Source organism: Streptomyces sp. NPDC020731 (genome assembly GCF_044334705.1).
Classification (GTDB): domain Bacteria; phylum Actinomycetota; class Actinomycetes; order Streptomycetales; family Streptomycetaceae; genus Streptomyces.
Window position 1 is genome coordinate 109,858 of record NZ_JBIRTN010000005.1, and the last position, 23,825, is coordinate 133,682.

The window sequence follows — 23,825 nt, forward strand, 5'->3', positions numbered from 1 at the left end:
GATCCCGGGCCGTGGCGCTCGCTTGGATACTTCCGATCGCGGATCGGTTGTGCGGGTGAAGGGCGAGGGGTGTCGTGCATGAAGAACGGGCACCGGCCGGGGCGGCAGTTCGGGTGGTTCTGGGCAGCGTACGGGACCAGCGCGCTCGGCACCTGGCTCGCCTTCGGAGCGTTCCCGCTGATCGCCGTCCAGGTGCTGCACGCCGGACCGGCCGAGGTTGCCGCGCTGTCCTCGGCGGGGGCTGCGGTGGGCGCGGCTGCGGCTGTGCCGCTCGGCCCGTGGGTGGAGTTCCGCCGCAAGCGGCAGGTGCTGATCGCGATGGACCTGATGCGGTTCGCGGCGCTGCTGACGGTCCCCGCCGCGTTCGCGCTCGGCGCGCTCACCTTCCTTCAGCTCCTTCTGGTCTCGGTTGTCGTCGCGGCGTCCGACATCACCTTCCGCGCCGCCTCCGGCGCGTACCTGAAGAACCTGCTGCCGGCCGAGGACCTGCTCGTCGCCAACGCCCGGTTCGAGTCCACGGCCTGGACGATCACGATCGTCGGACCGCCGCTGGGCGGCGCGGTGATCGGGCTGCTCGGTCCGGTGGCGACGGTGGTGGCCGACGCGGTCAGTCACCTGCTCTCGGCTCTGGGCATCCGCGCGGCGGGCGGGCACGAGCCACGGCTCGAGCGTCGGGAGGCCGCGCGCACGCGTGCCGGGGACCTGCTCGACGGTTGGCGGTACATCCTCTCCGATGCGGCCCTGCGTCCGCTGTTCCTCAACACCGCCCTGTTCAACGGCCTGGTGATGGCCGCCCAACCGCTGCTGGCCGTCCTGATGCTCGGGCGGCTCGGGTTCGCACCGTGGCAGTACGGCCTGGCCTTCGCCGCGCCCTCGATCGGCGGGCTGCTCGGATCGTGGCTGGCCCGGCCGCTCGTCACCCGGTTCGGGCAGCACCGGGTCCTGGTCGTGGCCGGATCGCTGCGCGCGATCTGGCCCATCGGTCTGGCCTTCCCGGGGCCGGGCACCGGCGGGCTGCTGCTGGTGATCGGGGTCGAGTTCGGGCTCATCTTCTGCTGCGGGGTCTTCAACCCCGTCCACGCCACCTACCGCCTCCAGCGCACCGTGACCGACCGGGTCTCCCGCACACTGACCGCCTGGGCGGTGACGGTCAAGGCCACGACCGCGCTCCTGACGGCCCTGTGGGGCGTGCTGGGCAGCCTGCTCGGCCCGCGTACGGCCATCGGCCTGGCCGGCGTGCTCCTGCTGGTGACCCCGCTGCTGCTCCGCCGTCGTGAGGGAGCCCTTCCCTCCGGGCCGAAGCCGACGGGGAACCGCGCCTGACGGGCCGCCGCGGCCGTCACCACGACCGGTCGCGCTGCCCGTCCTCGGAACGGCCCCGGGCGTACGGTCCGGAGGTGGACGCGACAACCTCCGCCACACGGCCGGTGATGGTCTCGACGCGGCCCCTCGTGACCCGCGTGCCCGATGTGCCCTTGTGCGGTACATACGGCGGAAGGCCGCTCACCCCCTGCTCGAACGTGAGCCTGTCGGGGTCGAAGGCCTGCTTCGACTGTCATCCGGGCGGCTGATCGAATTGCGCCACTGGGTACCCGTACGCGGACGCCGTCTCCGCCGCTCGTACGGCGCCGGCCCGGTCGGTGCGGCAACCGGGTCCTGCATGACGTCGGCACTCGTCCGGCCCATGGTGGGTGCGCACGTTCCGGTGGTCGCCAACCATGAAACCGGAACACGACCGTGAGGAGAGTCCGAATGCCGTTGCCGCTGATCAACAGCAGGTACAGGGCCGCCAGGGCCGGTCTCGTCGGAGGTTCGATGCGATGAGCCTGAGCAGTCCGCGATTCTCCGGCGACTCCGTGTTGGAGGCGTGCGCAGCCGGCGCACACGTCATGGGACCGGGGGAGGAGGGGGTGCCGGTGCGGCGCGTTCAATGGGCGCTGCTGGACCTGGAGTTCGATCTGCCGATGTTCGGTGCGGACGGCGACTTCGGCGACGAGACGGCCGCGGCCGTCAGCGCGTACAAGCAGTCCCGCGGTATCTCGCCCAGCGACGGCAAGGTCGGTCCGCAGACGATGAACCGGCTCGACACCGAGCCCCTGCCGAGCCTCGACGAGCTGCGGATGCACTACTCGGACAGGCACTCGTTCTACAGCAACCGCGCACTCGCCAAGGCCCGCGACGCCGAGCACGTCGAGTGGCTGCCGGAGGCGGGGTGGACCGCGAATCGAGCGCGGGTCGTCGACTTGTACGGCTACTACCGCGACCTGTCCCTGACCGCACCGACGGAATTCCTCTGGGCCGGTCTCGGGCGCATGGCCGGGGGCGCGGTCGTCGGCGGGCTGGACAGCGACCCCGCTTTCATCGAGCAGTCCATCATGGTGCGGATCGGCCGGGACATCTTCTTCGACCTCGCATGGCTGCACGAGGCCTTCTTGGACCACCCGAGCGAGGCCGTCAAGCTTGGTCATCTGCACGACCGGTTCAACGAGTACACCACCTACGTGGCGGGCCTGCCGACATTCGTCCCCGGGTTCCCCACCCGCTCCTACGGAGCGGCCTGGAGGAAAATCACCACAGGCCTGGTCGCCGAAGGAAACCGGGATCTGCTCGAGAACGAGCAGAAAACGATCATTCCGCCGCACTACGAGGAACTGCGTACGTTCGTCTTCTCCGGGCTCCCCACACCGTTCACCAACAACATCCATCCCTACCACCGGGCTTTCATCCGCGAGGTGCCGGCCGGGGACATTCTGAACACCGAGGACCGTTGGCGTTGGATCACCTTCCCGGACGGGATGTACCAGCGCTGGGACGACATCGGTGCCGACGAGCGCACCCGGCTGACCAGCCTGCCCATGGACGATCTGGTCGCCGGCCGGTTCGGCCCGGCCGGACGGCCCGAACTGCTGCCCCTGGGCGGTCCCTAGCCACGGGTGCTCGCGGAGGAAACGCCGATGGGGAGGGCCGGGCCGGTCCGCTCGGTCAGCAAGTGGATCCCTTGGACCCCTTCCGCTCCGGACGGTTCCCGATCGAGGCGGTGCTCTTCGACGCGATCGTCACCACGTCCCGGCAGGCGGACGGCGGGGACCGGGGGCCCCGTCGTCAGGTGACCGGCGCGCCGGCCCCGCCCCGACCGGCGGTGGTACGCGGCGCCGCTCACCCGGCCCGGTCCGATCCCGCCGTCCCGGCCGGGGGAGGGAACGGGGCGGCGGTCGTCAGCGGTCGTCCAGGGCCCGGATCTCGTCGGCGACCGACACGGGGTCCTCCTCGGCCATGAAGTGGCCGCAGGAGACCGTGCGGTGCCGCAGGTCCCCGGCCCAGGCGCTCCACAGCCCCTGGGCGTGGTAGCCGAGTGCCGCACCCCAGTCCTGCTGCAGGACGGTGACCGGCATGGCCAGCCGGTTGGCCGCCTCCCGGTCGGCGGTGTCGTGGTCCACGTCCACGCCGGCCGAGGCGCGGTAGTCGGCGACGATGGAGGGCACGGACGCCGCGGACGCCGCGAGGTAGTGGTCGCGGACGTCGGCGGGGATCGCGTCCGGGGCGTTGGTCCAGGCGTCGAGGAAGTAGCCGAAGAAGGCGTCGGCGGACGCCTGGATCATCTGTTCCGGCAGGCCCGGCGCCTGGGCCATCAGGTACAGGTGGAAGCCGATCGCGCCGGACACGCCGTGCAGGGCGTGCCACATGTCGAGGGTCGGCAGAACGTCGAGGAAGAGCGCCCGGGACACGGTGCCCGGGTGGTCCATCGCGGCGCGGAAGGCAACGAGGGCGCCGCGGTCGTGGCCGGCCAGAGTGAAGCGGTCGTGACCCAGCTCGGCGGCGAGACGCACCACGTCCCGGGCCATGGTGCGCTTGGAGTAGACGTCAGGGCCGCTTTCGGCGGGCTTGTCGCTGGCGCCGTAACCGCGCAGGTCCGGGCAGATGACGGTGTGGTCGGCGGCGAGATCGGCGGCGACATGCCGCCACATCAGGTGGGTCTGCGGAAAACCGTGCAGCAGTACGACCGGAGCACCGCTGCCGCCGACGGCGGCGTTCAGCGTGAGGCCGTCGTCGACCGGCACGCGGTGCTCGGTGAATCCGGGGATGCCCGGGTGTGTCACAGCGACTCCTGTGGCTCGTGGCAGAGTGGACGTTCCGGGCCCGGCGGCCCGGGTCGTCCGGGGACGTCGCCCAGGCTGCGGGCTCCGGATCAGCGATCGATGAGTGGACACGCGGCACCCCCGGGGACGGCGCCGCCCTCGAAGGGACCGTGCCGTGGGTGTGGAGTTCGGACTGCTGGGACCGGTCGCCGCCTGGGACTCCGGCGGCACGTCCCTGCCGCTCGGCGCGCCCCGCCACCGGGAGGTGCTCGGACGGCTGCTGATCGCCCGCAACCGGGTGGTCCCGGTCGGTCGGCTCGTGGCCGACCTGTGGGAGGACGGACCCCCGGCCGGCGCGATCGGCGCGCTCCGCACCTTCGTCGCTGCGCTGCGCCGGGTGCTGGAACCCGGGCGCCCTTCCCGGCAGCCGTCGCGGCTGCTGGTCACCGACGGCCCCGGATACGTTCTGCGCGCCGGACGCGAGGCGGTGGACGCCTGGAGGTTCGAGGACGCGGCCGCGCGGGCCGCCGGGGCGCCGCCGCACGCGGCGGTCGCCCTGTGGGACCAGGCGCTCGCCCAATGGCGCGGGCCGGTCCTGGCCGACTTCCCCGCCGCCGCGTGGGCCGCCGCCGAACAGGCCCGGCTGGAGGCGCTCCGCCTCGACGCGGTCGAGCGCCGCGCCGACGCCCTCCTGGCCACCGGCGCGGCCCGGAACGCCGTCGTCGATCTGCGGGCCCACGTCGCCGCGCACCCGGGGCGGGAGGACGGGTGGGTGCTGCTGGCGACCGCTCTGGACCGGTCCGGCCGTCACGGCGAGGCCTTGGAGACCCTGCGGCATGCCCGCCAGGCCCTCACCAGCGCATACGGACCGGACACCGGAGCCGCCCTGGCACGCACCGAAGCCCGCGTACTCAGCGGCACCACCGGCTCCGCGGCCGAGCCGGCCGGGGCGGCGGACGGCGTCTGGGACCGCGCGGCCGCCGCGTGGGACCGCTCGGTGCCCGCCCGGGCCCGGGCCCGGCTGCACGCCACCGCCGGCCTGCTGCGAGACCTCGCGGTGACCGGCGCCGACGGTCTGCGGGAGGCGCGCGAGCACCGGCGCGAGCTCGTCGCCGCGGCCGAGACGACCGGGGACACGGAGCTGGCCGCGAGGATCATCGGTTCCTACGACGTCCCGGCGGTCTGGACCCGAGCCGACGACCCCGCAGGCGCCGGCGAACTCGTCCGGACCGCCGCCCGCGCCGCCGCCCGGCTCGGCCCCGGCGGACCGCCCGCGCTGCGGGCCCGGCTGCTGTCGGTCGTCGCCGTCGAGTCACGCGGTGACGCCGCCGCGGACGCACCGCTTCCCCGGGCGGCCGCCACGTCCGCCGCCGAACCGTGGCGGCTGCGCGCCGAACGCGCCGCCGAGGAGGCCGTCCGCCTCGCTCGCCGCCTCGGCGACCCCGCGGTGCTCGCGTTCGCCCTCAACGGCGCCTTCATGCAGTCCTTCGCCACCTGCGGATCGGCCGCCCGCCGGGACGCTCTCGGCGCCGAACTGACCCGGCTGGCCGTCGACCACCAACTGCCCGGCCCCGAGGTTCTGGGCCGCCTCGTCCGCGTCCAGGCCCTCGCCGGTCTCGGTGACCTCGCGGCGGCGGACGCGGAGGCCGAGGAGATCGACCGGCTGGCACACCGCAACGAACGGCCACTCGCCGCGGTGTTCACCTCCTGGTACCGGGCCCTGCGCACCTGCGAGACCGACGGATGGGCGGCGGCCCGCCCCCGGTACGCGAAGCTCCTCGCGGAGACCGCGAGCTACGGCATGCCCGGACTCACCCGGGGAGCGGCCGTCCTCGTCGCGCTCGTCCCGGTCATGCGGGACGACACCCTGCCCGACCCCGACGACTTCGCCGACCTCGACGCCGGCCCCTACCGGCCGTGGCTCGTCCCCCTGCTGCTGGCCTCCTCCGGTGCCACCGAGCGAGCCCGGCAGGCACTCACCACGGCTCCCCGGCCACCCCACGACCTTCTCCAGGAGGCGCTCTGGTGCGTACTGGCCCGTACCGCCGCCGCCGTGGGACACCAGGAGGTCCTGCGCCGCGCCCGTGACGAACTCGCCGCCGCTGACGGCGAGTCGGCCGGCGGCGGCAGCGGCCTGGTCTCCTTCGGCCCGGTCGCTCACCATCTGCGGGCCGCCGACGCGGCCCTCGGCGGGCGAGAGCCGTCCTCCACGGGGCCGGCGGACGACGGCGCGCAGCCAGGCGGCCAACAACTCGCAGGACGGCCTCTCCCACGCCCTTGAGGCCAACTCCGCGGGCACCGAGGCCTCCTGGCGGCACCGCTGGGACAAGGCCGGCGACCTCACCGGTGGAACGGCGGCAGGAACACCTGCCCCGGCGGCACGACCTGCACCTACGACGACACCTTTCAGCCGGCCGGCAAGAACGGCTCCACCAGCGGCCGGTCCTCCGACAAGCCAGGCGACGAGACCGCCCGAGCGAGCGGTACCACCCGGCCCCGCTGCACGCCGCGCTGCGTGGGAACGACGCCATGTCGCGCTGTCACCTGCTCGAGTCGAGGCAGGGAGCGGCGTCGCCGGGGACGGCGAGCGCCCCACGGGTGTGCGGGGCGCCCACCGGCTTCAGCGCCAGTCGCCGATCAGCCAGGCGACAAGGCGGGGACGGCCCGTCCACGGCTCGCACGCCACGATCGCGTCGGTGGAGACGAACTCGGTGGTGACGACCTGCTCGAGCTGCCCGATCGACCGGTACAGGTCGTCGGAGACGTCGCCGGGTTCCCCGAACACCGCCGCATCGTAGGCGGGCGCTGTTTCGGAGGTGGCGCAGCCGACATGGGGGAGGGGCCGCCCGAGGTGCCAACCGCCGACGAAGACGGCGTACAGCGCCGCAGCAGCGCCCAGACGGCGTGGAGTTATCCAGGCGGGCACGGTTCGCGGTGTTCCACACGCACGTTCAGCACACGTGGGTGGAGGGCGGCGGAGCACGGATCGACCGCGCTGCGACTCGGTGGACCCCGGGGGGCGTCTCCCGTGATGCCCCGCCGGACGGTGGCGTGAGGGCATCGAGGAATCCGGGGACCTGCCGCTGACCGGACGGGTGATGGTGTCAGGCGTCCTCGAAGAGCAGGTCCTCGGGCGGCTGCGTCATCCTCACGGTCCGGCCGTTCGTGACCTCCACGACACGGTGCAGGCCCAGGCACCGCTCGCCTGTCGACAGGATGGAGAAGCGGTCCCCGACACCGGCCAGAAAGGCCGGGAAGCACGCCGGCGGCATGGTGCCGAGGTGGAGGTGGTCCACCAGTCGGCGGAACAGCTTGGGGAGAACCACGACATTGTCCGTCAACGAGGCCAGTCCGGTGATCTTCGCCCCGGTCGTGGTGACATCACTGGGCCACAGGCCCCGCCCCGCGTCTCGAGCCTCCTTGGCCGCGGCGGCCATCTCCCCCCGCAGGCCGGTGAACAGGCTGCGGTAGAACGTCGGGTACACCAGGCCCGTCGTGAGCAGATGGTGGTTGACCGTCGTCCTCAGCACCGTGACGTCGACGTCGATCTCCCGGCCGCTGGCCGCCGGGGCCGTTCCGTGTCCGGCCAGGGCGATGCAGCGGCCGTGGACATCGGTACCGCGGGTGAGCACGAACCCGGGCACCGTGTCCGGGGTGGTGGCGGTCACGGTCTCGTCCGGGCGGCGCCGGACATCGGTGAAGCCCAGCCGGCTCAACAACTCGTCGCGTGCGGCGTGAGCGAACCGGAGCGGCTGGTGGACACGGTTCGCGCCGTAATGTGTCTCGAGTGCGTCGACCGCGTCCAGCCGCAGTTTCGCGCGCCCCACCACACTGTGCTCGACGGCGCGTCCCGGCCCGCCGCCGACCAGGCCCCACTCCGCGGGGTTCTCGGCCGTGAAATGAACCGTGTCCCCGTCCGGCTGCGAACCCTTGACGTCGTAGAAACCCTTGATGAGCAGCATGGGCATGGCGACTCCTTGCGGATTCAACGGTGAATGTCTGCAGATCGCTACGGCCATGGCCCACCCGTACGACTGGTCACCCCCTCTTCCCATGGTGCGCCCGGGCGAATGCCCCCGCACCTCGTGCTCCGAGTCGTCGCGGTTGTCCCCGTCCGCACACGGCATCGTGCGCGGGACCTTGGTTCTGCGGAGTCCGCGGCTTCAGGAGACACACTCGTGGTGGTCGTCTCGGCCCGTCGTGCCGTTTGTTCAGGTGGCCGGCCGGTCTTCGGGTTCTCGCCCGTTGCGGCAGACAACGGAGTCCCCCCACAGTGCTGGGGCACTCGGCCGTACCTGCGGCCGGCCGGACGCGGCCACTGCGCCGGGCGGAGCCGCCGCGCGCGTTGACCGACGCACCGCCGCGCAAGGGGGCGCATGGCCCGTTCGGCCAGGTGCGGTGACCGGGCACGCCCTCTCTTTCCGACGTACCGGTTCACTCTCGGCATGTCGAGGTCCTGTGCCGGGTAGGGGCCGGCCGGCATGCTCGCTGCCGGCGCCGGGCCGACAGCCGGGAGCCGCTCGCACCGTGGCCGGACTAGTGAGGCCGACCGACGGGTGCCCCGGGGGAGTGCAGCCGGTAGCGGGCGCCGTCGCCGATGCGGCGGATACCGCGTCGCGTCTGGCGGAGCGTGCGGGAGATGTCGGAGACCAGCGCCATGGACGCGCCGAAGTCGACGGGCCTGTCGGGTGAAGCAGGCCGCCACCCGTCGGGGTGCTCCTCGGCGACGGACCGGCAGACGGTGACCAGATGTGTCATCAGTCGTAGGAACTCGTCCGTCTCGGCGCGGGTGAGGTCCTCCGGAAGCAGGATCGGCGGTGTGTCCAACAGTTCCCCCTCGGGGCTCCGTGTGCTTCGGCCGGCGAATCCGTCCGCCGCACCCGCCCGCGGGCCTCTTGGCCATGTGTTCGTCCGGCACGGTGTCGCGGTGGGCCGCCTGCCCCGGCCGCTTGCAGAAACCGGAAAGGGCGGCACCGCTGTTCGAGATGCCGCTACGGGCGTGAAGGACTGTCAACTATCGTTTTCGGCTACTCACCGATCATTGATTTCGGTGTCCGGCCGCCCGGGAGGGGTGTACCGGGCGCCCGCCGTCCGATCGTTTCCGGCGCTTGTCGGTTGAACCGCCTCAAAGGGATGAGGTGTCTCCGTGCACGGGCGGTGTTCCGGGAGCCGGGCGCGGGCACCGTCTTCTGGCTCGATCTGGGCAATCATCGATTGCCCGTGCTCAACGATCGTTGCTGCCGGGCGTGTTCGTCACGTATGGTCCCGCGAGTGACACGAGGTGTCGGTCCCCCGAACTCGGGAGTGCAACGGTGACATCACCCCCTCCTCTCGCCGAAACCTTGCGGCGCCTTGATGCGGTCATGCAAGAGAAGGACATCCATTCGGACTTGCTGGACGTAGCCGAACTGGCCGCCAGGACGGCCCTGCCGGCACCCACGGTCCGAACCCTGCTCCGGGGCGGTACACCGCCGGCCGACTCCGTCAACGACCGGGTCCGGGCGCGGATCACGGCGCTCGCCAGAGCCGACATGGCGGCAACCGGCAAGCGCATGTCCGACCTGGCTTCGGACATCTCCCAGCGGCTGGGTGTGTCCGGGTACTGGGCCCGTCAGGTCTGCGACGGCAAGAAGGTGCCCAGCGTCGAACTTCTCCACGGGCTCGTCGAGTACTTCGGTGTCGAGGAGGGGGAGGCGTTCTTCACCGCCTCGGCCGCGGACGCGCTCAACCGCGCCCTGCTCCCCCTCCTGCACAAGCTCGAACATCCCGAGAGCGATCCCGTGCTTGCCCTGATGGACCGTTACGGGGTGAGGTCCGCGGACCTGCGCGTGCACGGCTCCCTGACCCGTGAGCAGTTGGAGCGTCTCCTCGAAGGGGTCCTCCGGTCCGTTGTGCCTCCGGAAGGAGGCCGCGACCAGTGAGCACCAAGGCGATGAAGGCTTTACTCGCCGTCCTGGGCCGGCAGGCGGCAGGAGCCGTTCGACGGCCGGCCGAGCCGCAGGAGGTCATGGAGGCGTTCTGCAAGGCCATGAGCACACGGACCGGTCAGCCGATCCGCCTCCTGTTCAGGGCGTTTCCGCCGGACATTCCCGTCTCCGGCATGCGACTGGACTGCGGGGACCACTCCATCATCGTCGTGGAGGACCGTACGGTTCCCGAGGCCCAGTTGGTCATCCTCGGCCATGAGCTGTGGCATGAGGAGCAGGGTGACTGCGGTCACCATGTCGCGGGAATGCCGACAGCCGCCCGTGCGCTGCCCACCGAACACGTCACGGGGGTGATCGAGCGGGCCGTCGAACAGATCCTCACGGCGCACGAGGTGCCCCGGGACGCGCTCCTTGCCGTTGCGGCCCGTGCCGAGTCGGCAGACGACCATGAGGCCGACGCCGAGACGTTCGGGCTGCTCTTCGGCCGCGAGGTCCGCACCTGGATGAAGGGCCGCTACGCGCAAGGCCCGGTCAGCGCGGACACGGTGGAAGGCCGCATCAACTTGTCCCTGAGCAACCGCGTCGGGCGCATCCTGTCATGAGCCCTTCCTTCCACGTGCCGTACATTCTGCCCACAGTGCTCCTGGCGCTGGCCCTCCTGCTGAAGCTCCCCACGTTCCTGCGGGCCTCGCGCGACCCCGATGTCAGGGCGACCACCCTCCTGCTGACCTGGGCCACCGCCGTACTCGTCGTGATCACCCCGGTCAACATCGAGCGGCTCAACGTCCTCACGGGCATACCGAACATCGCCGCCCCCTGGGCCTACTCCTTTCTCACCGCGTTCTGCGCGACCGGTCTGACCATGATCATGCGCTGGCGGGAGGAGCCGTCGGAAAGACGTCGACGCAGACTCCGCCGCATCTACTGGCTCTACGCGGGCATCATCGGCGTCCTGTGGCTGACGTTCGTCCTGGCGGACGTCCCGACGCCACGTATCTACGACTTGGACACCTACTACGCCGACACCCCCTGGATGCGCGAACACATCCTCCTTTACATCGCCGCGCACATGGTCTCGTCGCTCGTGGCGGTCTCCATGCTCTGGAAGTGGTTCCCCGAAGTCGCCAACCGTTGGCTGAAGGCAGGTGTGGTCCTCCTGCAACTCGGCTTCGCGTCAGGACTCGTCTTCGACGTGGCGAAGATCGCTGCGATAGGCGCGCGCTGGTCAGGACAGAACTGGGACGTGCTGAGCACCCAGGCCGCGCCCTCTTTCGCGCTGATGGAAGCCGCCCTTGTCGCACTCGGTTTCATCGTCCCCCAAGCCGGACCGTTCCTGCAGAAATGGATCCGAGACCAACGCGACTACCGTCGGCTCGGCCCTCTGTGGCGCGCGCTCCGCGTCCTCACCCCGGCGGCGGCCACAGCACGCTTCGGACCATGGACCCCTCTCGATCTGCGCCTCATGCAACGCCAGCAGCGGGTTCACGACGCTCTACGCGTACTCGGCCCCTACTTCGACACGGCCCTTCACCGGCGGGCCCGTGAGGCCGCGCAAGCCGGGAACGGCACCCCGAACGCGGACGGTATCGCCGGAGCCATAACGATCAGCGCCGCCATCAGCACTTACCAGCAGGACGGACCTCCCACCGAACACCCCCGAGAGCCAGAGGGAGGCACGATCGTGAGCGACCGCATCGAGGCGATCGCGTCCGCCCTGCACCACCCCCACGTCCTCGAAGACGTCCGCCGACGAATGGCCACGACAGGAAGCGCGAACGACCATGCCTGAAAAGCCCGTCCCCCGCCGTCCCACGGCCGTGGTCATCGGCGCCAGCGCCACCGGCCTGTTCGCCGCGGCAGCCCTCACGGACTTCGCCGACGTCACCATCGTCGAACGCGACCGCCTCCCCGACGGACCGGAACCGCGCCGGGGTGTTCCCCAGGCCCGCCACGCCCACCTGGTGTGGAGCGGAGGGGTCAAAGCCTTCGACGACCTCCTCCCCGGCCTCACCGATGCGGTTGTCGCCCACGGCGGCCGCCTGGTCCACATCATGGGTGACATGGTCTCCCGGGCCCCCAACGAAGTGTGGTTCCGCCGCTTCACCGCCACCCCTCACCGCAACCTGGTCTGCACCCGGGACCTCCTCGATTTCGTCCTGCGCAGCCGCGTCCTGGCCGACGAACGTGTCACACTCCGCCAAGAGGCCACCGCACTCGACCTGGAAGGTGACGCCACAGTCGTCACCGGCGTCCGCATACGCACTGCCGATGAGGAAAGCATCCTCCACGCGGACCTCGTCATCGACGCCTCCGGGCGGGGCTCCCGCACACCGCAGTGGCTCGCCGAACGGGGGGTGCCGGCCGTTTCGGAGCGGGTGGTGAACGCAGGCGTCGCCTACGCCACCCGCGTCTACGACGCCCCCGAGGCAACCCGGGAGATCAACTTTCCCCTGGTCAACGTGCAGGCCAACCCGGCCAAGGCGCCAGGTCGGGGCGGCATCATCCTGCCCGTCGAGGGAAACCGCTGGATCGTCACGCTGTCCGGCACCCGCGGCGGTGAACCCACCGACGATCCCGACGGCTTCGTCGATTTCGCACTCGGCCTGGACGACCCCGTCATCGGCGAACTCATCAAGGACGCCCGGCCCCTCGGGGACGTCACCACCACCCGGGCCACGGCCAACCGCCGTCGCTATTACGAGCAGGCCGAACGCTGGCCGGACGGCTTCGTCGTCCTCGGTGACGCCGTGGCCGGCTACAACCCCGTCTACGGCCACGGCCTCACCGTCGCCGCCCAGTGCGCTCTTGCCGTCCGGGACGTGCTGCGCACAACCGGGCCAGGACAGCCAGGCCTCTCGCGTCGTCTGCAACGCGCCGCCGCCCGACCGGTAGCCGCCGCCTGGGACCTGGCCGTCGGCCAGGACGCCCTGTATCCGGGAGCCGCCGAGATCCCGCCCAACAGCGTCGAGCGTGTCCTTGCCCGCTTCGTCGACAAAGCGGTCGAGACCGGCGCACGCAATCCACGCGCCATGGCGGCGCTGCTGGACGTCATGAGCCTGGAGAAACCCGCGACCCGCTTGTTCTCGCCCGACATGCTCCTCCCCATGCTCATCGGTCCCAGAAAGCCGCACCTGCAAGGTGCACCCCTCACCGAGGCGGAGCGAAAGGCCGCTCTGCCGTAGCCGGGCCGCGGTTCACCAGCGCCGCCCGTCCGCTGGATGACCCGGTGCACGGTCGTGGGTGAGACGGCGAAGAGCGGGGCGAGTCCGGTGAGGGCGCCGGCGCCCTCACCGCACCGAGCGCCCGGGTGACCTCACGGCCCGTCTCGGCAGCGAACCGAAGGGCCTCGCCGGCCAGTTCGGGGCGACGGTCGCGCAGCCCGAGTGCCGCACCCGCCGTGACGACCACGGCCGTCAGACGGCGGGCGCTGACGTCGTGCAACTCCCGTCCCATCCGCTGCAGTTCGACCGTCGGCAGCCGGTGACGTTCGATCTCGGCCCGCTTCAGCCGCTGTTCGGCGGCCAGCCGTGTGTGCCGACTCCGCCGTACCAGCATTCCGGTGGCGGACGCGGCGGCGTACAGCACGGCCGTCAGGACGAGGTCGAGTCCGTTGCGGTCACTGAGCCCGTGCAGGCTGAGGTTCTGCAGGAACTGCCAGGAGACGAGCGCCATCACGCACAACAGGGCGGTGAAGGTGTCGCGTTCGCCGGCCACGGTGAACAGGGCCACGGCCACGCCCGCTGTCCCCAGCACCGCCATGGCGCCGGCGGGCAGGGGACCGGCCCCCAGCGCGCACGCTGCGGCGACCAGGACGAGGGTGACCACCGGTTTCGAACGGCGCAGGGAAAGCGCGGCCGTCACCAGGCCGGCGACCAGGGCCGCCACGAAAAGGGCGGACCCTGCCGGAACGGTCCCGCGGATCACGTCCGCTCCCGGCCACACCGTGGCCTGGGCGCCGAGCAGCACGAGGGGCAGGAGCCGGTCGTCGGTGTTCTTCATAAGAGATCAAGATTATGACCGCAGATGAGCGGCTGTCCTCGGGCTGCAGGCGGACCCCGTTCTCCACCCCGGGGGCAGGTGCTGCACCCGTGGTTCGACACCGTAATCCTTCCGTGGTGTGAGGATCGCGCCATACCCCGGCCACAGACTCGATCACATCGGGAAAGCAGCCGACCACCGGTTCCTCCGCACTTTCCCGCACCTCGACGCTCCACTCGCAAGCAGGGGGGATCCACCATGTCCAAGCGCGTTCTCGTCCCGTCCGTCAGGGGTGGGCGGCCGTCGGCGGCGCGTCGTGTGGGGCCGGAAGCTTCCGTCCCAGGCGTGCGAGCGGGGAGAAGGCCATCACCACGGGGGACAGCGTCATGCCTGCGGCCGTCGCCAGGAGGCTGGTGCGCAGCCCCCACTCCTGCGCGAGGAATCCGCCGGCCAGAGAACCGAGCGGGGTCAGCCCCATCCCGACGAACGTGATGGTCGCGGCCGTGCGGCCCTGCATGCTGTCCGGAGTGACGGCCTGCCGGACGGCCATGACCGTGACGTTCACCAACTGGCCGCCGAGCCCGAACACGAAGCCGGCAGCGAGGAGCGCGGGGACCGTCACCGCGGAGGAGCCGCGCAGTGCGGGCACACACAGGAACACGCCGTCGCCGAGTGCCGCCGCACACACGAGTACCGGGCCATGACCGAACCGGCTCGGCAGGCGGGCGGCCAGCAGTGAGCCCAGGAGCGCGCCCGGTCCCGCCGCCGCGAGCGCCAGCCCGACGACGGCGCCCGACAGATGCAGTTCCCGCGGCAGGAAGAGCAGGTAGACGGTCATCATGGCCGCGAAGGAGAACTGGAAGGCGGCCGAGGCCAGGCACACGGTCCGAAGCAGGGTGTCGCCGGCGACGAATCGCAGGCCCTCATGAATGCGCTGCCGGACCCGAGGGAGATGTTCCGGGCGTTCCGGCACGGATTCGGCCCGGTGGATCCGCCGGATCGACAGGAACGACAGAGCGAAGAACAGCGCGCCGGACGCGGCAGCGATCGGCGCCGACAGCAGGGACACCAACGCACCGCCGAGAGCGGGACCACCGATCTGTGCCGCGGACCGGCTGCCCTCGAGCGCGCTGTTGCCCCGCACCAGTTGGTCGCGTCCCACCAGCCGGACGAGAGACGTCTGGTATGCCACGTCGAAGAACACGGACAGGGCCCCGACGGCGAAGGCGACCGCGATCAGGGCGGGCAGGCCGAGCCGGCCGAAGAGGGCGGCCACGGCGGCGGCGCCCAGGACCAGGGCCCGACCGGCGTCCGTGAGCACCATCGTCGTGCGGGTGCGCCACCTGTCCACCCACGCGCCGACGAAGAGCGAGAGCAGCAGGATCGGCGCCTGACCCACCGCGCGAAGGACGCCCAGCTGGCCGGCGTCGGCGTGGAGTGCCAGGACGGCGAAGAGCGGCAGAACCACCAGACTTGTGTGTTCGCCGAGCTGGGAGGCTGTCTGACCCATCCAGAGTCTGCGGAAATCGGCGTTCCGCCACAGGCTTGACGGAACAGGCCGACCGGAATCGGATACAGCACAGGAAGCGGACGGCACGGGAATCCCTTGGGTTGCCGACAACGAGGCCCGCCACCGAGCACACGAAGGTGCGCCGGCGGTTCGGGCAGGGGAAGGCTCGCTGTGCCGCAGTATCAAGGGCAGCACGCGATGACAGGCCGGTCACGGCCCACAACGTCAACGCGCGCTCGGAAAACCGACCATGTCTCAGCCCCTCGTGGACAACTCGCTGCGCCCAGATCCTAGCCGTCGGCGGCCCGACGCGAAAGACGGCCCCGCTCGCCTCTCGAACCCGTGGTCCGGAGAAGACCTGCTCTGCGTCGACTGCGACAAACGGGGAGGCACGTGCCCACGCACAGCGACGTCAGTCGTGGGCGGGTGACGGGTCACCGCGGAGTCTGCGAACACCGCACTTCGCCCCGCGGGCCCGGCCGCCGCACCGTGTCCGGTGGCCACCGCCAGGCCGACGTCGCGGCGCCCGGCCGCGCGGAAGGCCACCCCCGCGGGCACCATGACGGGCGGCGCCGATCCGCGTTCCGCCAACGGACCGCTCGCGGTCGTCGACGTCGACACGGACGACCGGGTGCTGGCGTACTGCACCGGCGGCCTGGTCCTGGACGTGCCCGCCAAGACCTTGCCGTCCCTGGTGGAGTGGACGCTGAAGGAGGCGAAGCTCGGTCAGCCGAGGCTGTCCGGCCCGGGCAAGGATGCCGGCGGTGCGATCGGGCGGCTCTTCGACGAGACCGGCACCGGTTTCGGGGAGGCCGACTCGCTGGGTGGGTATCTGGCCGAATTGGCCGGCCAGCTTGAGCGCGGCCAGGAAGCTGGTGTCGTCACCTTCAACGGCCGGCTGTTCTGGGAGGGGCCTCCGCCTGCCAGGCCGGAGTGCAGTGCCGACGAGCCCCTTCCCGCACCGGATGAGCAGCTGCCAGAGCTGGACCTGTCCCACAGTCCCACCGACCTCCTCCACGTGAGCTACCTGGACGGACACGAGGAACTCGGTGCACTGATCGCGACCCTGCCGTACGAACAGGTGGTTGAGGCCGCGCGGAAGCAACTGCCTGCATGACGCGTACGCAACCGGCCCATGCGGACCGTGAGTTCACCGACCTGTACCCGCCGATCGGCGAGTGCGGCCCGTATCCGGTGCTTGGCCGACCGTCCGCAACGGTTTCCGCCAGTGGCACGACGCCGGTGTCCTCGAGGCCCTGCTGGAGGGGCTGATGGTCGAGGCCGCGAAGCGGGGCGAGGTGGACCTGTCGCTGGTCGGTACCGACTCCACCACCGCCCGGGCCCACCACGACGCCGTCACGAACGCGGCAGCTGCATTCCCGGGTGCCGGGATTTCGGTGGCCGCCGCCGCCCGGGGAGCGGGGATGATGAGCCGCCTGCGCGGTGTCGGCCCGCGGACTCAGGTGAGGGCGGCGACCAGCAGGGCGAAGGCGGCGATGATGACGGCGACGCGGACGTAGTGGAAGCGGTCCCAGCGGTTCATCTGCTCCTTCCAGTCCTCGGGCCGGTTGTCGGGGGTCCATGTCCTGCCCCGGTTGTTGATCGGAACGAGCAGCAGGATCGACATGATCACGCTGAGGACCAGCAGCGCGCCGGCGGTGACGACGAGGCCGGTGCCGTGGTGGTGCCATCCGGCGATGGCCCAGACCGCGACGAGGACGAGCGAGGTGATGTACCAGACCGGCATCACGGCGCCGAGCATCCGGCCCCCGTGGGAGCGGCCGAGCTGGCCACTGTCCTCGGGGAGTGCGTTGAGGATCGGGTTGATGACGAAGGCGACGGAGAACTCCACCCCCACCATCACGCCGACGACCACGGTGGTGAACACCTCGAGTGCGTTGAGCATGATGACCCCTCCTGGTATCTAGTGTCGCTAGCTGATGAGGCAACGCTAGTACTGCCGCTGCTTGATTGTCTAGCAATGCTAGGATCGAGTCATGTCGGTACAGGAACGCAAGCAGCGCGAACGGGCGGAGCGCGAACGCCTCATCGTGGCGACGGCCCGCGAACTCGCCGAGCAGCAGGGCTGGGACGCGGTCACCACCCGTCGGCTCGCCGAGCGCATCGAATACAGCCAGCCCGTCCTCTACAGCCACTTCCGTGGCAAGCGCGAGATCATCGGCGCCGTTGCCCTCGTGGGCGCCGCCGAGATGGCCGTGGCGCTGCGGGCCGCGGCCTCTGCCGCGGACGGCCCGCGCGCCCGGGTCACCGCGCTCGCCCGCGCCTACCTCGACTTCGCCGCACACAACCCGGCGGTCTACGACGCCATGTTCCAGCTCGACGGCGGCCTGGCGTTCGCGAAGGAGGACACCCCGGAGCCTCTGAAGGACGCCTTCGCCGCCCTGCTGGAGAGCCTCGGGGAGGTTGCCGGGGACGGCGTCCATCCGGGACTGTTCACCGAGGTGTTCTGGGCGGCCCTGCACGGGCTGGCGACCCTGACCCGGGCGCGACGGCTGCCGCCGGAGGAGACCGGGCGCAGGGTGGAGCTGCTGGTGGACCGGCTCGCCATGGTCTGACGCACCGTCCCGGCGGGCACGCAGCCGGGGTCCTGGGGCGCGGCTGCCTGCCTGTGGGAGCGCCTCCGGCCATTCGCGCCCGCACGGCCCGGCCGCAGATCGCCGGGCCCCGCACCCCGGACGGGGCGCCCGCCCCGGAAACCGCGGTGCTCATCGATCACGACCCGGTACGCGCCCCGAGGTGCTCAGCCACCCTCACAACAGGGCGAACACCACCTGATGCGGCAGTAGGGGAACTCATGTGCGCCGGGCCGCGGGCCGGCAGGCTCTGCGGCATGACGAGTGACAGAGGGGCACTGACGGCCCTCCACCTCTTCCTGGTCTGGGCGACGACGGCCGCCGTGGTGCCGGCGCTCGGGTTCGGACTGCTGGTGACGGCCGGGGGCGGCGGTGCCGGGGCGGCGGTGCCGATCTTCGTGGTCTCCGTGCCGCTGACGGTGGGCCTGCCGGCAGCGGCGGGCATACCGGCGAAGAACGTGGTGCCGCTTTGCGGCTCCGTACCGCAGCGGCTCGGCTGGGCGACCTCGGTCTTCGTCCTCGGCACACTCGGCGTCCTGGCCGGCCTGGCTGCCTACGCCGAGAACGTCGACCTGGGGAGCGCCGGTACCCGGATCGCGCTGACGGGGGCGCCGTACGCCGTGGCCGCGGCGCTTTTCGTACCGAACCGGTGGGACGGCTGGGGGCGGTGGCCGTTCTGGCCGCAGGGGTGGCTTACGGAGGCTTCCTCGGCCCGGCGCAGTCACAGCAGCACCGGCACGCGACGGAGGTCGCGCGGTACCGGGAGCATCCGGAACTGCTGCGTGTGATCGATACGCCGCCCGGCATGCGAGCGGTCGGCACCGCCGTTTTCAGCGTCGAGTACCACTCCGTCCGGCAGGAGGGGTACGTGGCCCCTGTGGTGCGCTCGCCGCTCACCCCGGAACCCCGAACTCGTGGAGGAGGGGGTGACCTGCACGGTGGACGGGCACGGCGAGATGCGTGTGGTCCGGGATTTCCCCGGTGGAGGCCACCGCGTCACCCTTACCCGCCGCCACCACGACGCGGAGGCCGAGGTCACCGGCCAGACCCTGGACGAACCCGGTCTGCGCCGTCTGCCGGACACTCTGCACCCGCTGTCGGACGCGGAGCTGGAGGCGCTGATGCGGGAAGGAGTGATCGGCCGGTGAGCGGCCTGGCAATGCTCCGGGGACGTGCCGGGTGGGTGACGGGTCAGGACCGTCGGGAGCGGATACTGGCCCTGAATACCGGTACGGACGAGGAGCACTGTCAGTGACCAGCGACAACCGCACAGGACCGCCCGGTTTCGGAAGCGAACGCGACATGCTGCGGGCCTTCCTCGACTACCACCGCGCGACCCTCGCCATGAAGTGCGAAGGGCTTACCGACGAGGAGCTGCGGCAACGGTCGATGCCACCGTCCACGCTTTCGCTGCTCGGTCTGGTGCGGCATATGGCAGAGGTTGAGCGTGCCTGGTTCCGTCGGGTGTTCGAGGACAGCGACGCGCCCATGGTCTGGTCCGACAGGATCGACTTCCAGGCTGCGTACGATGCGAGCGCGTCGACCAGGGAGGAGGCGTTCGTGGCCTGGGAGGCCGAGGTGAGGAACTCGCGCCGTGTCGAGCGGGAGGCCGAGTCCTTGGACCGGGCCGGGTATCAGCCGAGGTGGGGCGAGGAGGTGTCGCTGCGGATGGTGATGGTCCACGTCCTCCTGGAGTACGGCCGGCACAACGGGCACGCAGATTTTCTGCGTGAGGGTATCGACGGGACCGTGGGCGCCTGAGTCCGCGGAATCGTCCGCGCGGCTGGAAGGAGGCAGTCCGACGTCAGTGCGTGGACACAGAGTCGGAGCACCTCGCCGTCGCTCGCGATCCGGGCGGCTGTGCATCTGCCGGCCACCGCCACCGAGGAGGTCCGGGACCTGTCCTCGATGAGCGGCGTCCTGGCCGGCACCGTCTGCCGTCCGCTGTCCGCCGGACGGTTCGGCCTCACTTCAGGTGTCGGTCCAAGAACCGGCACCCGTCCTCCAGCTCGAACCACGGGGTGCCGGTGTGTCCTCCCGGATTGGCGTGCAGCGTCTTCTCCTTGCTGCCGAAGGCGTCGAACAGGTCCAGGGCCCGTTGCCGGGGATTGCCTTCGTCGTCCCACTGCAGCAGGAAGAGCAGCGGAACGGTGACCTGCCGGGCCTCCTCGCGCTGGGCGCGGGGCACGTACCCCCCGGCGAAGAAACCGGCGGCCGCGATGCGCGGTTCGACCACTGCCAGCCGGATGCCGAGGGCGGCCCATCCCCCGGAGTACCCGACCGGACCGCCGATCCCGGGCAGCTCGAGGAGGGCGTCCAGAGTGGTCCGCCATTCCGGTACCGCGTTCTCGACCAGCGGGCCGATGAAGGACTCGAAGATCTCGTCGACCGGCTCGCCGGCCTGCATCGCCCGGCGGAGTTCGGCGCGGGCCTGCTCGTCGGCGGCGGAACGGGGCCGGTCACCGCACCCGGCGGCGTCGATGGTGGCCACCGCGTAGCCGCGCGCCGCGGTGTACCGGGCCCGGGCCACCAGCCGGGGTTCCGCCTTGGGCAGGCCGTTGTTGTGGGCCATCAGGACCAGCGGGGCCGGTGCGGATCCAGGCGTCCACAGGGTGCCGGGGATCTCGCCGAGGGTGAATTCGCGCTCGAGGACGCCGTCGTCGAGGCGCTGTTCGGAGGTGAACTGCACGGTCGTGCCTTTCGGGAGGGCTCGTGAACGGCGCTCCCGGACGACCTATCGCCCGACCGTGACCCCGGAGGGGAGCACCCGTGTCGATACTGCGTTCACGGGTACCACCTCCTCGTTCTCTCGCACGGCTTCCGGGAGATTAGCAACGGTCGCCGTGGTCCGCCAACGGGTTTTGCGGAGACTCACGCGGTGGGGCGGTGCGGCTCGGTTCCGACGTGCTCGTATGCCCGGCCTGCAGCGGTGTCAGGTGCAGGAGCGGCCGGGTGCACGTGCCACGTAGCGGCGGGCGGCCGCTTGCGTGAACCCTGTGCCCGCTGCCGTGCTGGTGGATGACGTGGGCCGGCAAACTCCACTGTGCGGAAACGGTCGTGGAACGGCCAGGCGCGCAGCCAACGCCCGACCGACTCCATGTGAGGCGGGCCCTCGGCGCTCATGTCCGCAGCGAGGAACAGGCCGATGGTCCGGGGCGAGGCCGACGTGGCGAGGTCACCACACGATACGGCGACAGCAGATCAGGTGCAGGAGACGCTGCCGAAGGCGAGGCAGCCGCACCGTCCGGCTGGCATCGCGGGGCGGCGGCAGCAGTACGCGCACCAGGAACTGTATGGAATCATGAAAAAGGATGTCTTCCATAGACTTGACCGATTCAAGAAAAGGCGTACGGTCGTGAGGGAGACCGCAACCGTCCCCGAAAGCGCGCTTCTATGGATCGCACAGCTCCCCGGGAAACCCTCCCGGGTGGAACGATCGCCGATGCGGCCGCCCCTGGCCCTCGGCGACCGGCTACCGCCCTGCCGTCCGGTGTGGCGGCCGGGACCCGCGTGGAATCGTTCGTGGGCGGGCCCTGGTCCCTGCCGTGGTCGCCGGCCGCGTGCTCCTCGGCGAGGACCGTCATACGTGACGTGCTGCAGCAGTGGGGTCTGGACGACCTCGTACCGACCGCCGAGCTGCTGGTCAGCGAGCTGGTGAGCAACGCACTGCGTCATGCCTCCGGCCCGCTGTGCCTCACCCTCGAGCGGGTGTCCGGCCTGCGCTGTCTGGTCAGTGACGGCACCGCGGACTTTCCCCGCCCGGCCCACGCGGGCCCGGAGGACGAGTGCGGCCGCGGACTTGTCCTCGTGGACATGCTGGCCGCACGGTGGGGGTGCGAGGGCGGGCCCGAGGGCAAGAGTGTGTGGTTCGAGCTCTCCGGTGACCCCTGCGCACCCGGTCTCGACGGTGACACGAAGGGCGAGGCGGCATGACGACCTCCAGCACGGCCGATGAACCGATGGCGCTGGCCGCCGAACGGCTGCGTACGGCGGGTATGCGAGTAACCGCTCCGCGTATGGCGGTGCTGGTGGCCGTCTCGGACTCGGGCGGTCACCTCGACGCCGACACCCTGCGTGGGCGCGCTCGGCGGATCACCGGCCGCCTGTCTCTGCAGGCCACCTACAACGTGCTGCGCGCCCTCACGGACGCCGGTCTGGTCCGATCCACCCAGATCGCGGGCCACCCCACCCGCTACGAGACCGAGCGCCACGACAACCACCACCACTTCGTGTGCCGCGCCTGCGGTTCCATCCGCGACGTGGAGTGCGCGGTGGGCGCGGCCCCCTGCATGGAGCCGCGGTTGCCGGAGGAATACGACACCCAGGAGGCCGCAGTCACGTTCTGGGGCCTGTGCCCCGGCTGCCGGGCCGCGGTGCCGGTTTCCTGACGGAACTCGCCCTCGGGGCCCCATGACGTGCGAGGAAAGCCCGTGCGCCGCCGTCCGACCGTGCCGGAAAACCGTACGAGCAGCGGATCACCGGACACGAGCGCCTGTGCTGTCGCGGATCGGTGCCCGTATCATCCAGATAAGATCCCTTTTGTGATCATCCCAGAAAGGCTCCGGCGCCGGCATCGTCCGGACGACGGCCGGCGGGAAGCCGTACTGCTGTCACCGGTGATCGTCACCCTCCTCGTCGCCGGCCTGGCGTTCTCCACTCCGAGAGAGATCGCCTTCAGCCGTCTGCTGCCCGCGGCACCCGCCCTCGCCGCCGCACTGTGGCCCGTGCTCCCGACGGTCCTGCTGGGGGCGTTCTGCCTGCTGATCATGATCAGTCTCAGTTTCATCTACTCCGATCTGGGGACGCCGTACACAGCCGCCGCGATCACCGCCGTCACCTTGGCGGCCGCATACGCGAGCCATCTGCGACTCCAGCGGGAGGAGACGCTTTTCCAGGTCCGGCTCGTCGCCGACGCGGCTCAGAAGGTGCTGCTGCGGCCGTTGCCGCATCGAGTCCAGGATGTCGAGATCGAGTCGCTGTATCTGGCGGCCCAGGAGCAGGCCCGGATCGGAGGCGACTTCTACGAGGCCGCCGACACGCCGTACGGAGTCCGGCTGCTCATCGGCGACGTGCGCGGCAAGGGCCTGTCGGCGGTGGGGGTCGCCTCCGCAGTGATCAACTGCTTCCGGGAGAACGCGTACGACCAGCCCGACCTCAGGGCCATCGTCCATCGGCTCCAGATCACCCTTTCCCGCTACAGCGCCGCGGTCCCCGCCGATGATCAGGCGGAGCACTTCGCCACTGCCCTGATCGCCGAGATTCCGCACGGCGGCGGGCACGTCAGAATCCTCAACTGCGGGCATCCGCCACCGGTGTTCGTGCGCGGAGAGAAGATCCACGTTCACGAGCCCACCTTCATCTCGACCCCCCTCAATCTCTCGGCGCTCCTGGGAGACCACTACTACGTGGACACCGTCGCCTTCGTCCCCGGTGACCAACTGCTGCTCTACACCGACGGCGTGACGGAGACCCGCGACCGAGCCGGCGAGTTCTTCCCGCTGGCGGACTGGACGCGGCAGCACCACCAGGCGCCGCCCCGGGAGCTGCTGGACCGGCTGCACGCGGACCTGCTCCACTACGCGGGCGGGAGGCTCGACGACGACATCGCGGCCGTCGCCGTGCGCCGCCGGCGCACCGGGGCGGAGCAGTAGCTCGATCCTCGGGGTGACGCGCGGGCCCGCGTCATCCGCGGCGCCGGCGTGCGGTCGTGGAGTCAGAGGGGCGGGGACGAGGCCGTCGT

General features: G+C 71.1%; 23 protein-coding genes and 1 pseudogene. 16 read left to right on the forward strand and 8 right to left on the reverse strand.

All coding sequences use genetic code 11. The features are described from left to right. The first annotated feature begins 78 nt into the window (after positions 1 to 78). Together ACH4VX_RS09340 and ACH4VX_RS09345 are read left to right on the forward strand one after the other, a co-directional pair. Entirely contained in the window at positions 79 to 1,323 is a 1,245-nt protein-coding gene (locus tag ACH4VX_RS09340; protein WP_398366754.1) for an MFS transporter, read from the forward strand. A 593-nt stretch (positions 1,324 to 1,916) separates the two neighbouring features. After that, positions 1,917 to 2,927, forward strand: a complete 1,011-nt coding sequence (locus ACH4VX_RS09345) for a peptidoglycan-binding protein (RefSeq protein ID WP_398366755.1) — start codon at positions 1,917 to 1,919, stop codon at positions 2,925 to 2,927. 288 nt (positions 2,928 to 3,215) lie between these two features. On the opposite strand, the gene ACH4VX_RS09350 is transcribed toward ACH4VX_RS09345, so the two are convergent. Further along, the gene (locus ACH4VX_RS09350; protein ID WP_398366756.1) at positions 3,216 to 4,097 is read right to left on the reverse strand and encodes an alpha/beta hydrolase; all 882 of its coding nucleotides are present in this window, start codon (positions 4,095 to 4,097) and stop codon (positions 3,216 to 3,218) included. A gap of 154 nt (positions 4,098 to 4,251) precedes the next feature. On the opposite strand from ACH4VX_RS09350, the gene ACH4VX_RS09355 reads away from it, so the two are divergent. Then, entirely contained in the window at positions 4,252 to 6,357 is a 2,106-nt protein-coding gene (locus tag ACH4VX_RS09355) for a BTAD domain-containing putative transcriptional regulator (RefSeq protein ID WP_398366757.1), read from the forward strand. Between the two features lie 339 nt (positions 6,358 to 6,696). On the opposite strand, the gene ACH4VX_RS09360 is transcribed toward ACH4VX_RS09355, so the two are convergent. From ACH4VX_RS09360 to ACH4VX_RS09370, 3 genes are all read right to left on the reverse strand, one after another. Then, positions 6,697 to 6,861: a hypothetical protein gene (locus tag ACH4VX_RS09360; RefSeq protein WP_398366758.1), complete on the reverse strand. Its 165-nt coding sequence runs from the start codon at positions 6,859 to 6,861 to the stop codon at positions 6,697 to 6,699. 319 nt (positions 6,862 to 7,180) lie between these two features. Then, on the reverse strand, positions 7,181 to 8,044 hold the full coding sequence (locus ACH4VX_RS09365; RefSeq protein WP_398366759.1) for a nuclease: 864 nt from the start codon (positions 8,042 to 8,044) through the stop codon (positions 7,181 to 7,183). A 568-nt stretch (positions 8,045 to 8,612) separates the two neighbouring features. Then, positions 8,613 to 8,903, reverse strand: coding sequence for a hypothetical protein (locus ACH4VX_RS09370; protein ID WP_398366760.1), 291 nt, complete (start codon positions 8,901 to 8,903; stop codon positions 8,613 to 8,615). 536 nt (positions 8,904 to 9,439) lie between these two features. Between ACH4VX_RS09370 and ACH4VX_RS09375 the strand changes: the two genes are divergently transcribed. The 4 genes from ACH4VX_RS09375 to ACH4VX_RS09390 are packed head-to-tail and all read left to right on the forward strand — an operon-like array spanning position 9,440 to position 13,185. Beyond that, the gene (locus ACH4VX_RS09375) at positions 9,440 to 9,997 is read left to right on the forward strand and encodes a hypothetical protein (RefSeq protein ID WP_398366761.1); all 558 of its coding nucleotides are present in this window, start codon (positions 9,440 to 9,442) and stop codon (positions 9,995 to 9,997) included. Continuing rightward, positions 9,994 to 10,605 (forward strand): toxin, encoded by a 612-nt coding sequence (locus tag ACH4VX_RS09380; RefSeq protein WP_398366762.1) that lies wholly within the window; start codon positions 9,994 to 9,996, stop codon positions 10,603 to 10,605. The genes ACH4VX_RS09375 and ACH4VX_RS09380 overlap by 4 nt, the downstream gene beginning before the upstream one ends. Further along, positions 10,602 to 11,792, forward strand: a complete 1,191-nt coding sequence (locus ACH4VX_RS09385; RefSeq protein ID WP_398366763.1) for an MAB_1171c family putative transporter — start codon at positions 10,602 to 10,604, stop codon at positions 11,790 to 11,792. Before ACH4VX_RS09380 ends, ACH4VX_RS09385 begins: the two co-directional genes overlap by 4 nt. Next, the gene (locus ACH4VX_RS09390) at positions 11,785 to 13,185 is read left to right on the forward strand and encodes an FAD-dependent oxidoreductase (protein WP_398366764.1); all 1,401 of its coding nucleotides are present in this window, start codon (positions 11,785 to 11,787) and stop codon (positions 13,183 to 13,185) included. Before ACH4VX_RS09385 ends, ACH4VX_RS09390 begins: the two co-directional genes overlap by 8 nt. Here the strand turns inward: ACH4VX_RS09390 and ACH4VX_RS09395 are convergent. Both ACH4VX_RS09395 and ACH4VX_RS09400 read right to left on the reverse strand, forming a co-directional pair. Next, the gene (locus tag ACH4VX_RS09395) at positions 13,151 to 14,002 is read right to left on the reverse strand and encodes a histidine kinase (RefSeq protein ID WP_398366765.1); all 852 of its coding nucleotides are present in this window, start codon (positions 14,000 to 14,002) and stop codon (positions 13,151 to 13,153) included. The two genes, ACH4VX_RS09390 and ACH4VX_RS09395, sit on opposite strands and share 35 nt — an antisense overlap. Positions 14,003 to 14,267: 265 nt before the next feature. Then, positions 14,268 to 15,578 carry an MFS transporter gene (locus tag ACH4VX_RS09400; protein WP_398366766.1) on the reverse strand — a complete coding sequence of 437 codons (1,311 nt, stop codon included), beginning with the start codon at positions 15,576 to 15,578 and terminating at the stop codon, positions 14,268 to 14,270. Between the two features lie 388 nt (positions 15,579 to 15,966). On the opposite strand from ACH4VX_RS09400, the pseudogene ACH4VX_RS09405 reads away from it, so the two are divergent. Next, positions 15,967 to 16,251 (forward strand): annotated as a pseudogene (locus ACH4VX_RS09405) (transcriptional regulator); the annotation flags it as partial. A gap of 418 nt (positions 16,252 to 16,669) precedes the next feature. Beyond that, a complete protein-coding gene (locus tag ACH4VX_RS09410; protein ID WP_398366767.1) occupies positions 16,670 to 17,011 on the forward strand; it encodes a hypothetical protein in 342 nt (113 codons plus the stop codon). Here ACH4VX_RS09410 and ACH4VX_RS09415 read toward each other — a convergent pair. Next, positions 16,951 to 17,397 carry an anthrone oxygenase family protein gene (locus ACH4VX_RS09415; RefSeq protein WP_398366768.1) on the reverse strand — a complete coding sequence of 149 codons (447 nt, stop codon included), beginning with the start codon at positions 17,395 to 17,397 and terminating at the stop codon, positions 16,951 to 16,953. The genes ACH4VX_RS09410 and ACH4VX_RS09415 overlap by 61 nt on opposite strands. Positions 17,398 to 17,488: 91 nt before the next feature. On the opposite strand from ACH4VX_RS09415, the gene ACH4VX_RS09420 reads away from it, so the two are divergent. The 4 genes from ACH4VX_RS09420 (at position 17,489) to ACH4VX_RS09435 (ending at position 19,846) form a co-directional block, all read left to right on the forward strand. Next, positions 17,489 to 18,067, forward strand: a complete 579-nt coding sequence (locus tag ACH4VX_RS09420) for a TetR/AcrR family transcriptional regulator (protein ID WP_398366769.1) — start codon at positions 17,489 to 17,491, stop codon at positions 18,065 to 18,067. A 275-nt stretch (positions 18,068 to 18,342) separates the two neighbouring features. Beyond that, the gene (locus ACH4VX_RS09425; protein ID WP_398366770.1) at positions 18,343 to 18,873 is read left to right on the forward strand and encodes a hypothetical protein; all 531 of its coding nucleotides are present in this window, start codon (positions 18,343 to 18,345) and stop codon (positions 18,871 to 18,873) included. 138 nt (positions 18,874 to 19,011) lie between these two features. Continuing rightward, complete coding sequence (locus tag ACH4VX_RS09430) at positions 19,012 to 19,233, forward strand: hypothetical protein (protein WP_398366771.1); 222 nt, start codon at positions 19,012 to 19,014, stop codon at positions 19,231 to 19,233. A 103-nt stretch (positions 19,234 to 19,336) separates the two neighbouring features. Next, the gene (locus ACH4VX_RS09435; protein ID WP_398366772.1) at positions 19,337 to 19,846 is read left to right on the forward strand and encodes a DinB family protein; all 510 of its coding nucleotides are present in this window, start codon (positions 19,337 to 19,339) and stop codon (positions 19,844 to 19,846) included. Positions 19,847 to 20,051: 205 nt separating this feature from the next. On the opposite strand, the gene ACH4VX_RS09440 is transcribed toward ACH4VX_RS09435, so the two are convergent. Further along, positions 20,052 to 20,774, reverse strand: a complete 723-nt coding sequence (locus ACH4VX_RS09440) for a dienelactone hydrolase family protein (protein ID WP_398366773.1) — start codon at positions 20,772 to 20,774, stop codon at positions 20,052 to 20,054. A gap of 704 nt (positions 20,775 to 21,478) precedes the next feature. Here ACH4VX_RS09440 and ACH4VX_RS09445 point away from each other — a divergent pair. The 3 genes from ACH4VX_RS09445 (at position 21,479) to ACH4VX_RS09455 (ending at position 23,736) form a co-directional block, all read left to right on the forward strand. After that, a complete protein-coding gene (locus ACH4VX_RS09445) occupies positions 21,479 to 22,018 on the forward strand; it encodes an ATP-binding protein (protein WP_398366774.1) in 540 nt (179 codons plus the stop codon). Next, entirely contained in the window at positions 22,015 to 22,473 is a 459-nt protein-coding gene (locus tag ACH4VX_RS09450; RefSeq protein ID WP_398366775.1) for a Fur family transcriptional regulator, read from the forward strand. Before ACH4VX_RS09445 ends, ACH4VX_RS09450 begins: the two co-directional genes overlap by 4 nt. Before the next feature lie 153 nt (positions 22,474 to 22,626). After that, positions 22,627 to 23,736, forward strand: a complete 1,110-nt coding sequence (locus ACH4VX_RS09455; RefSeq protein ID WP_398366776.1) for a PP2C family protein-serine/threonine phosphatase — start codon at positions 22,627 to 22,629, stop codon at positions 23,734 to 23,736. The last annotated feature ends 89 nt before the right edge of the window (positions 23,737 to 23,825 follow it).

What these genes read in the sequence shown, in the direction of transcription:
- ACH4VX_RS09340 (WP_398366754.1), top strand. Translation starts at nt 79, where the DNA reads ATGAAGAACGGGCACCGGCCGGGGCGGCAGTTCGGGTGGTTCTGGGCA.
- ACH4VX_RS09365 (WP_398366759.1), bottom strand. Translation starts at nt 8,044, where the DNA reads ATGCCCATGCTGCTCATCAAGGGTTTCTACGACGTCAAGGGTTCGCAG.
- ACH4VX_RS09375 (WP_398366761.1), top strand. Translation starts at nt 9,440, where the DNA reads ATGCAAGAGAAGGACATCCATTCGGACTTGCTGGACGTAGCCGAACTG.
- ACH4VX_RS09385 (WP_398366763.1), top strand. Translation starts at nt 10,602, where the DNA reads ATGAGCCCTTCCTTCCACGTGCCGTACATTCTGCCCACAGTGCTCCTG.
- ACH4VX_RS09390 (WP_398366764.1), top strand. Translation starts at nt 11,785, where the DNA reads ATGCCTGAAAAGCCCGTCCCCCGCCGTCCCACGGCCGTGGTCATCGGC.
- ACH4VX_RS09395 (WP_398366765.1), bottom strand. Translation starts at nt 14,002, where the DNA reads ATGAAGAACACCGACGACCGGCTCCTGCCCCTCGTGCTGCTCGGCGCC.
- ACH4VX_RS09415 (WP_398366768.1), bottom strand. Translation starts at nt 17,397, where the DNA reads ATGCTCAACGCACTCGAGGTGTTCACCACCGTGGTCGTCGGCGTGATG.
- ACH4VX_RS09420 (WP_398366769.1), top strand. Translation starts at nt 17,489, where the DNA reads ATGTCGGTACAGGAACGCAAGCAGCGCGAACGGGCGGAGCGCGAACGC.
- ACH4VX_RS09425 (WP_398366770.1), top strand. Translation starts at nt 18,343, where the DNA reads ATGACGAGTGACAGAGGGGCACTGACGGCCCTCCACCTCTTCCTGGTC.
- ACH4VX_RS09445 (WP_398366774.1), top strand. Translation starts at nt 21,479, where the DNA reads ATGGATCGCACAGCTCCCCGGGAAACCCTCCCGGGTGGAACGATCGCC.
- ACH4VX_RS09450 (WP_398366775.1), top strand. Translation starts at nt 22,015, where the DNA reads ATGACGACCTCCAGCACGGCCGATGAACCGATGGCGCTGGCCGCCGAA.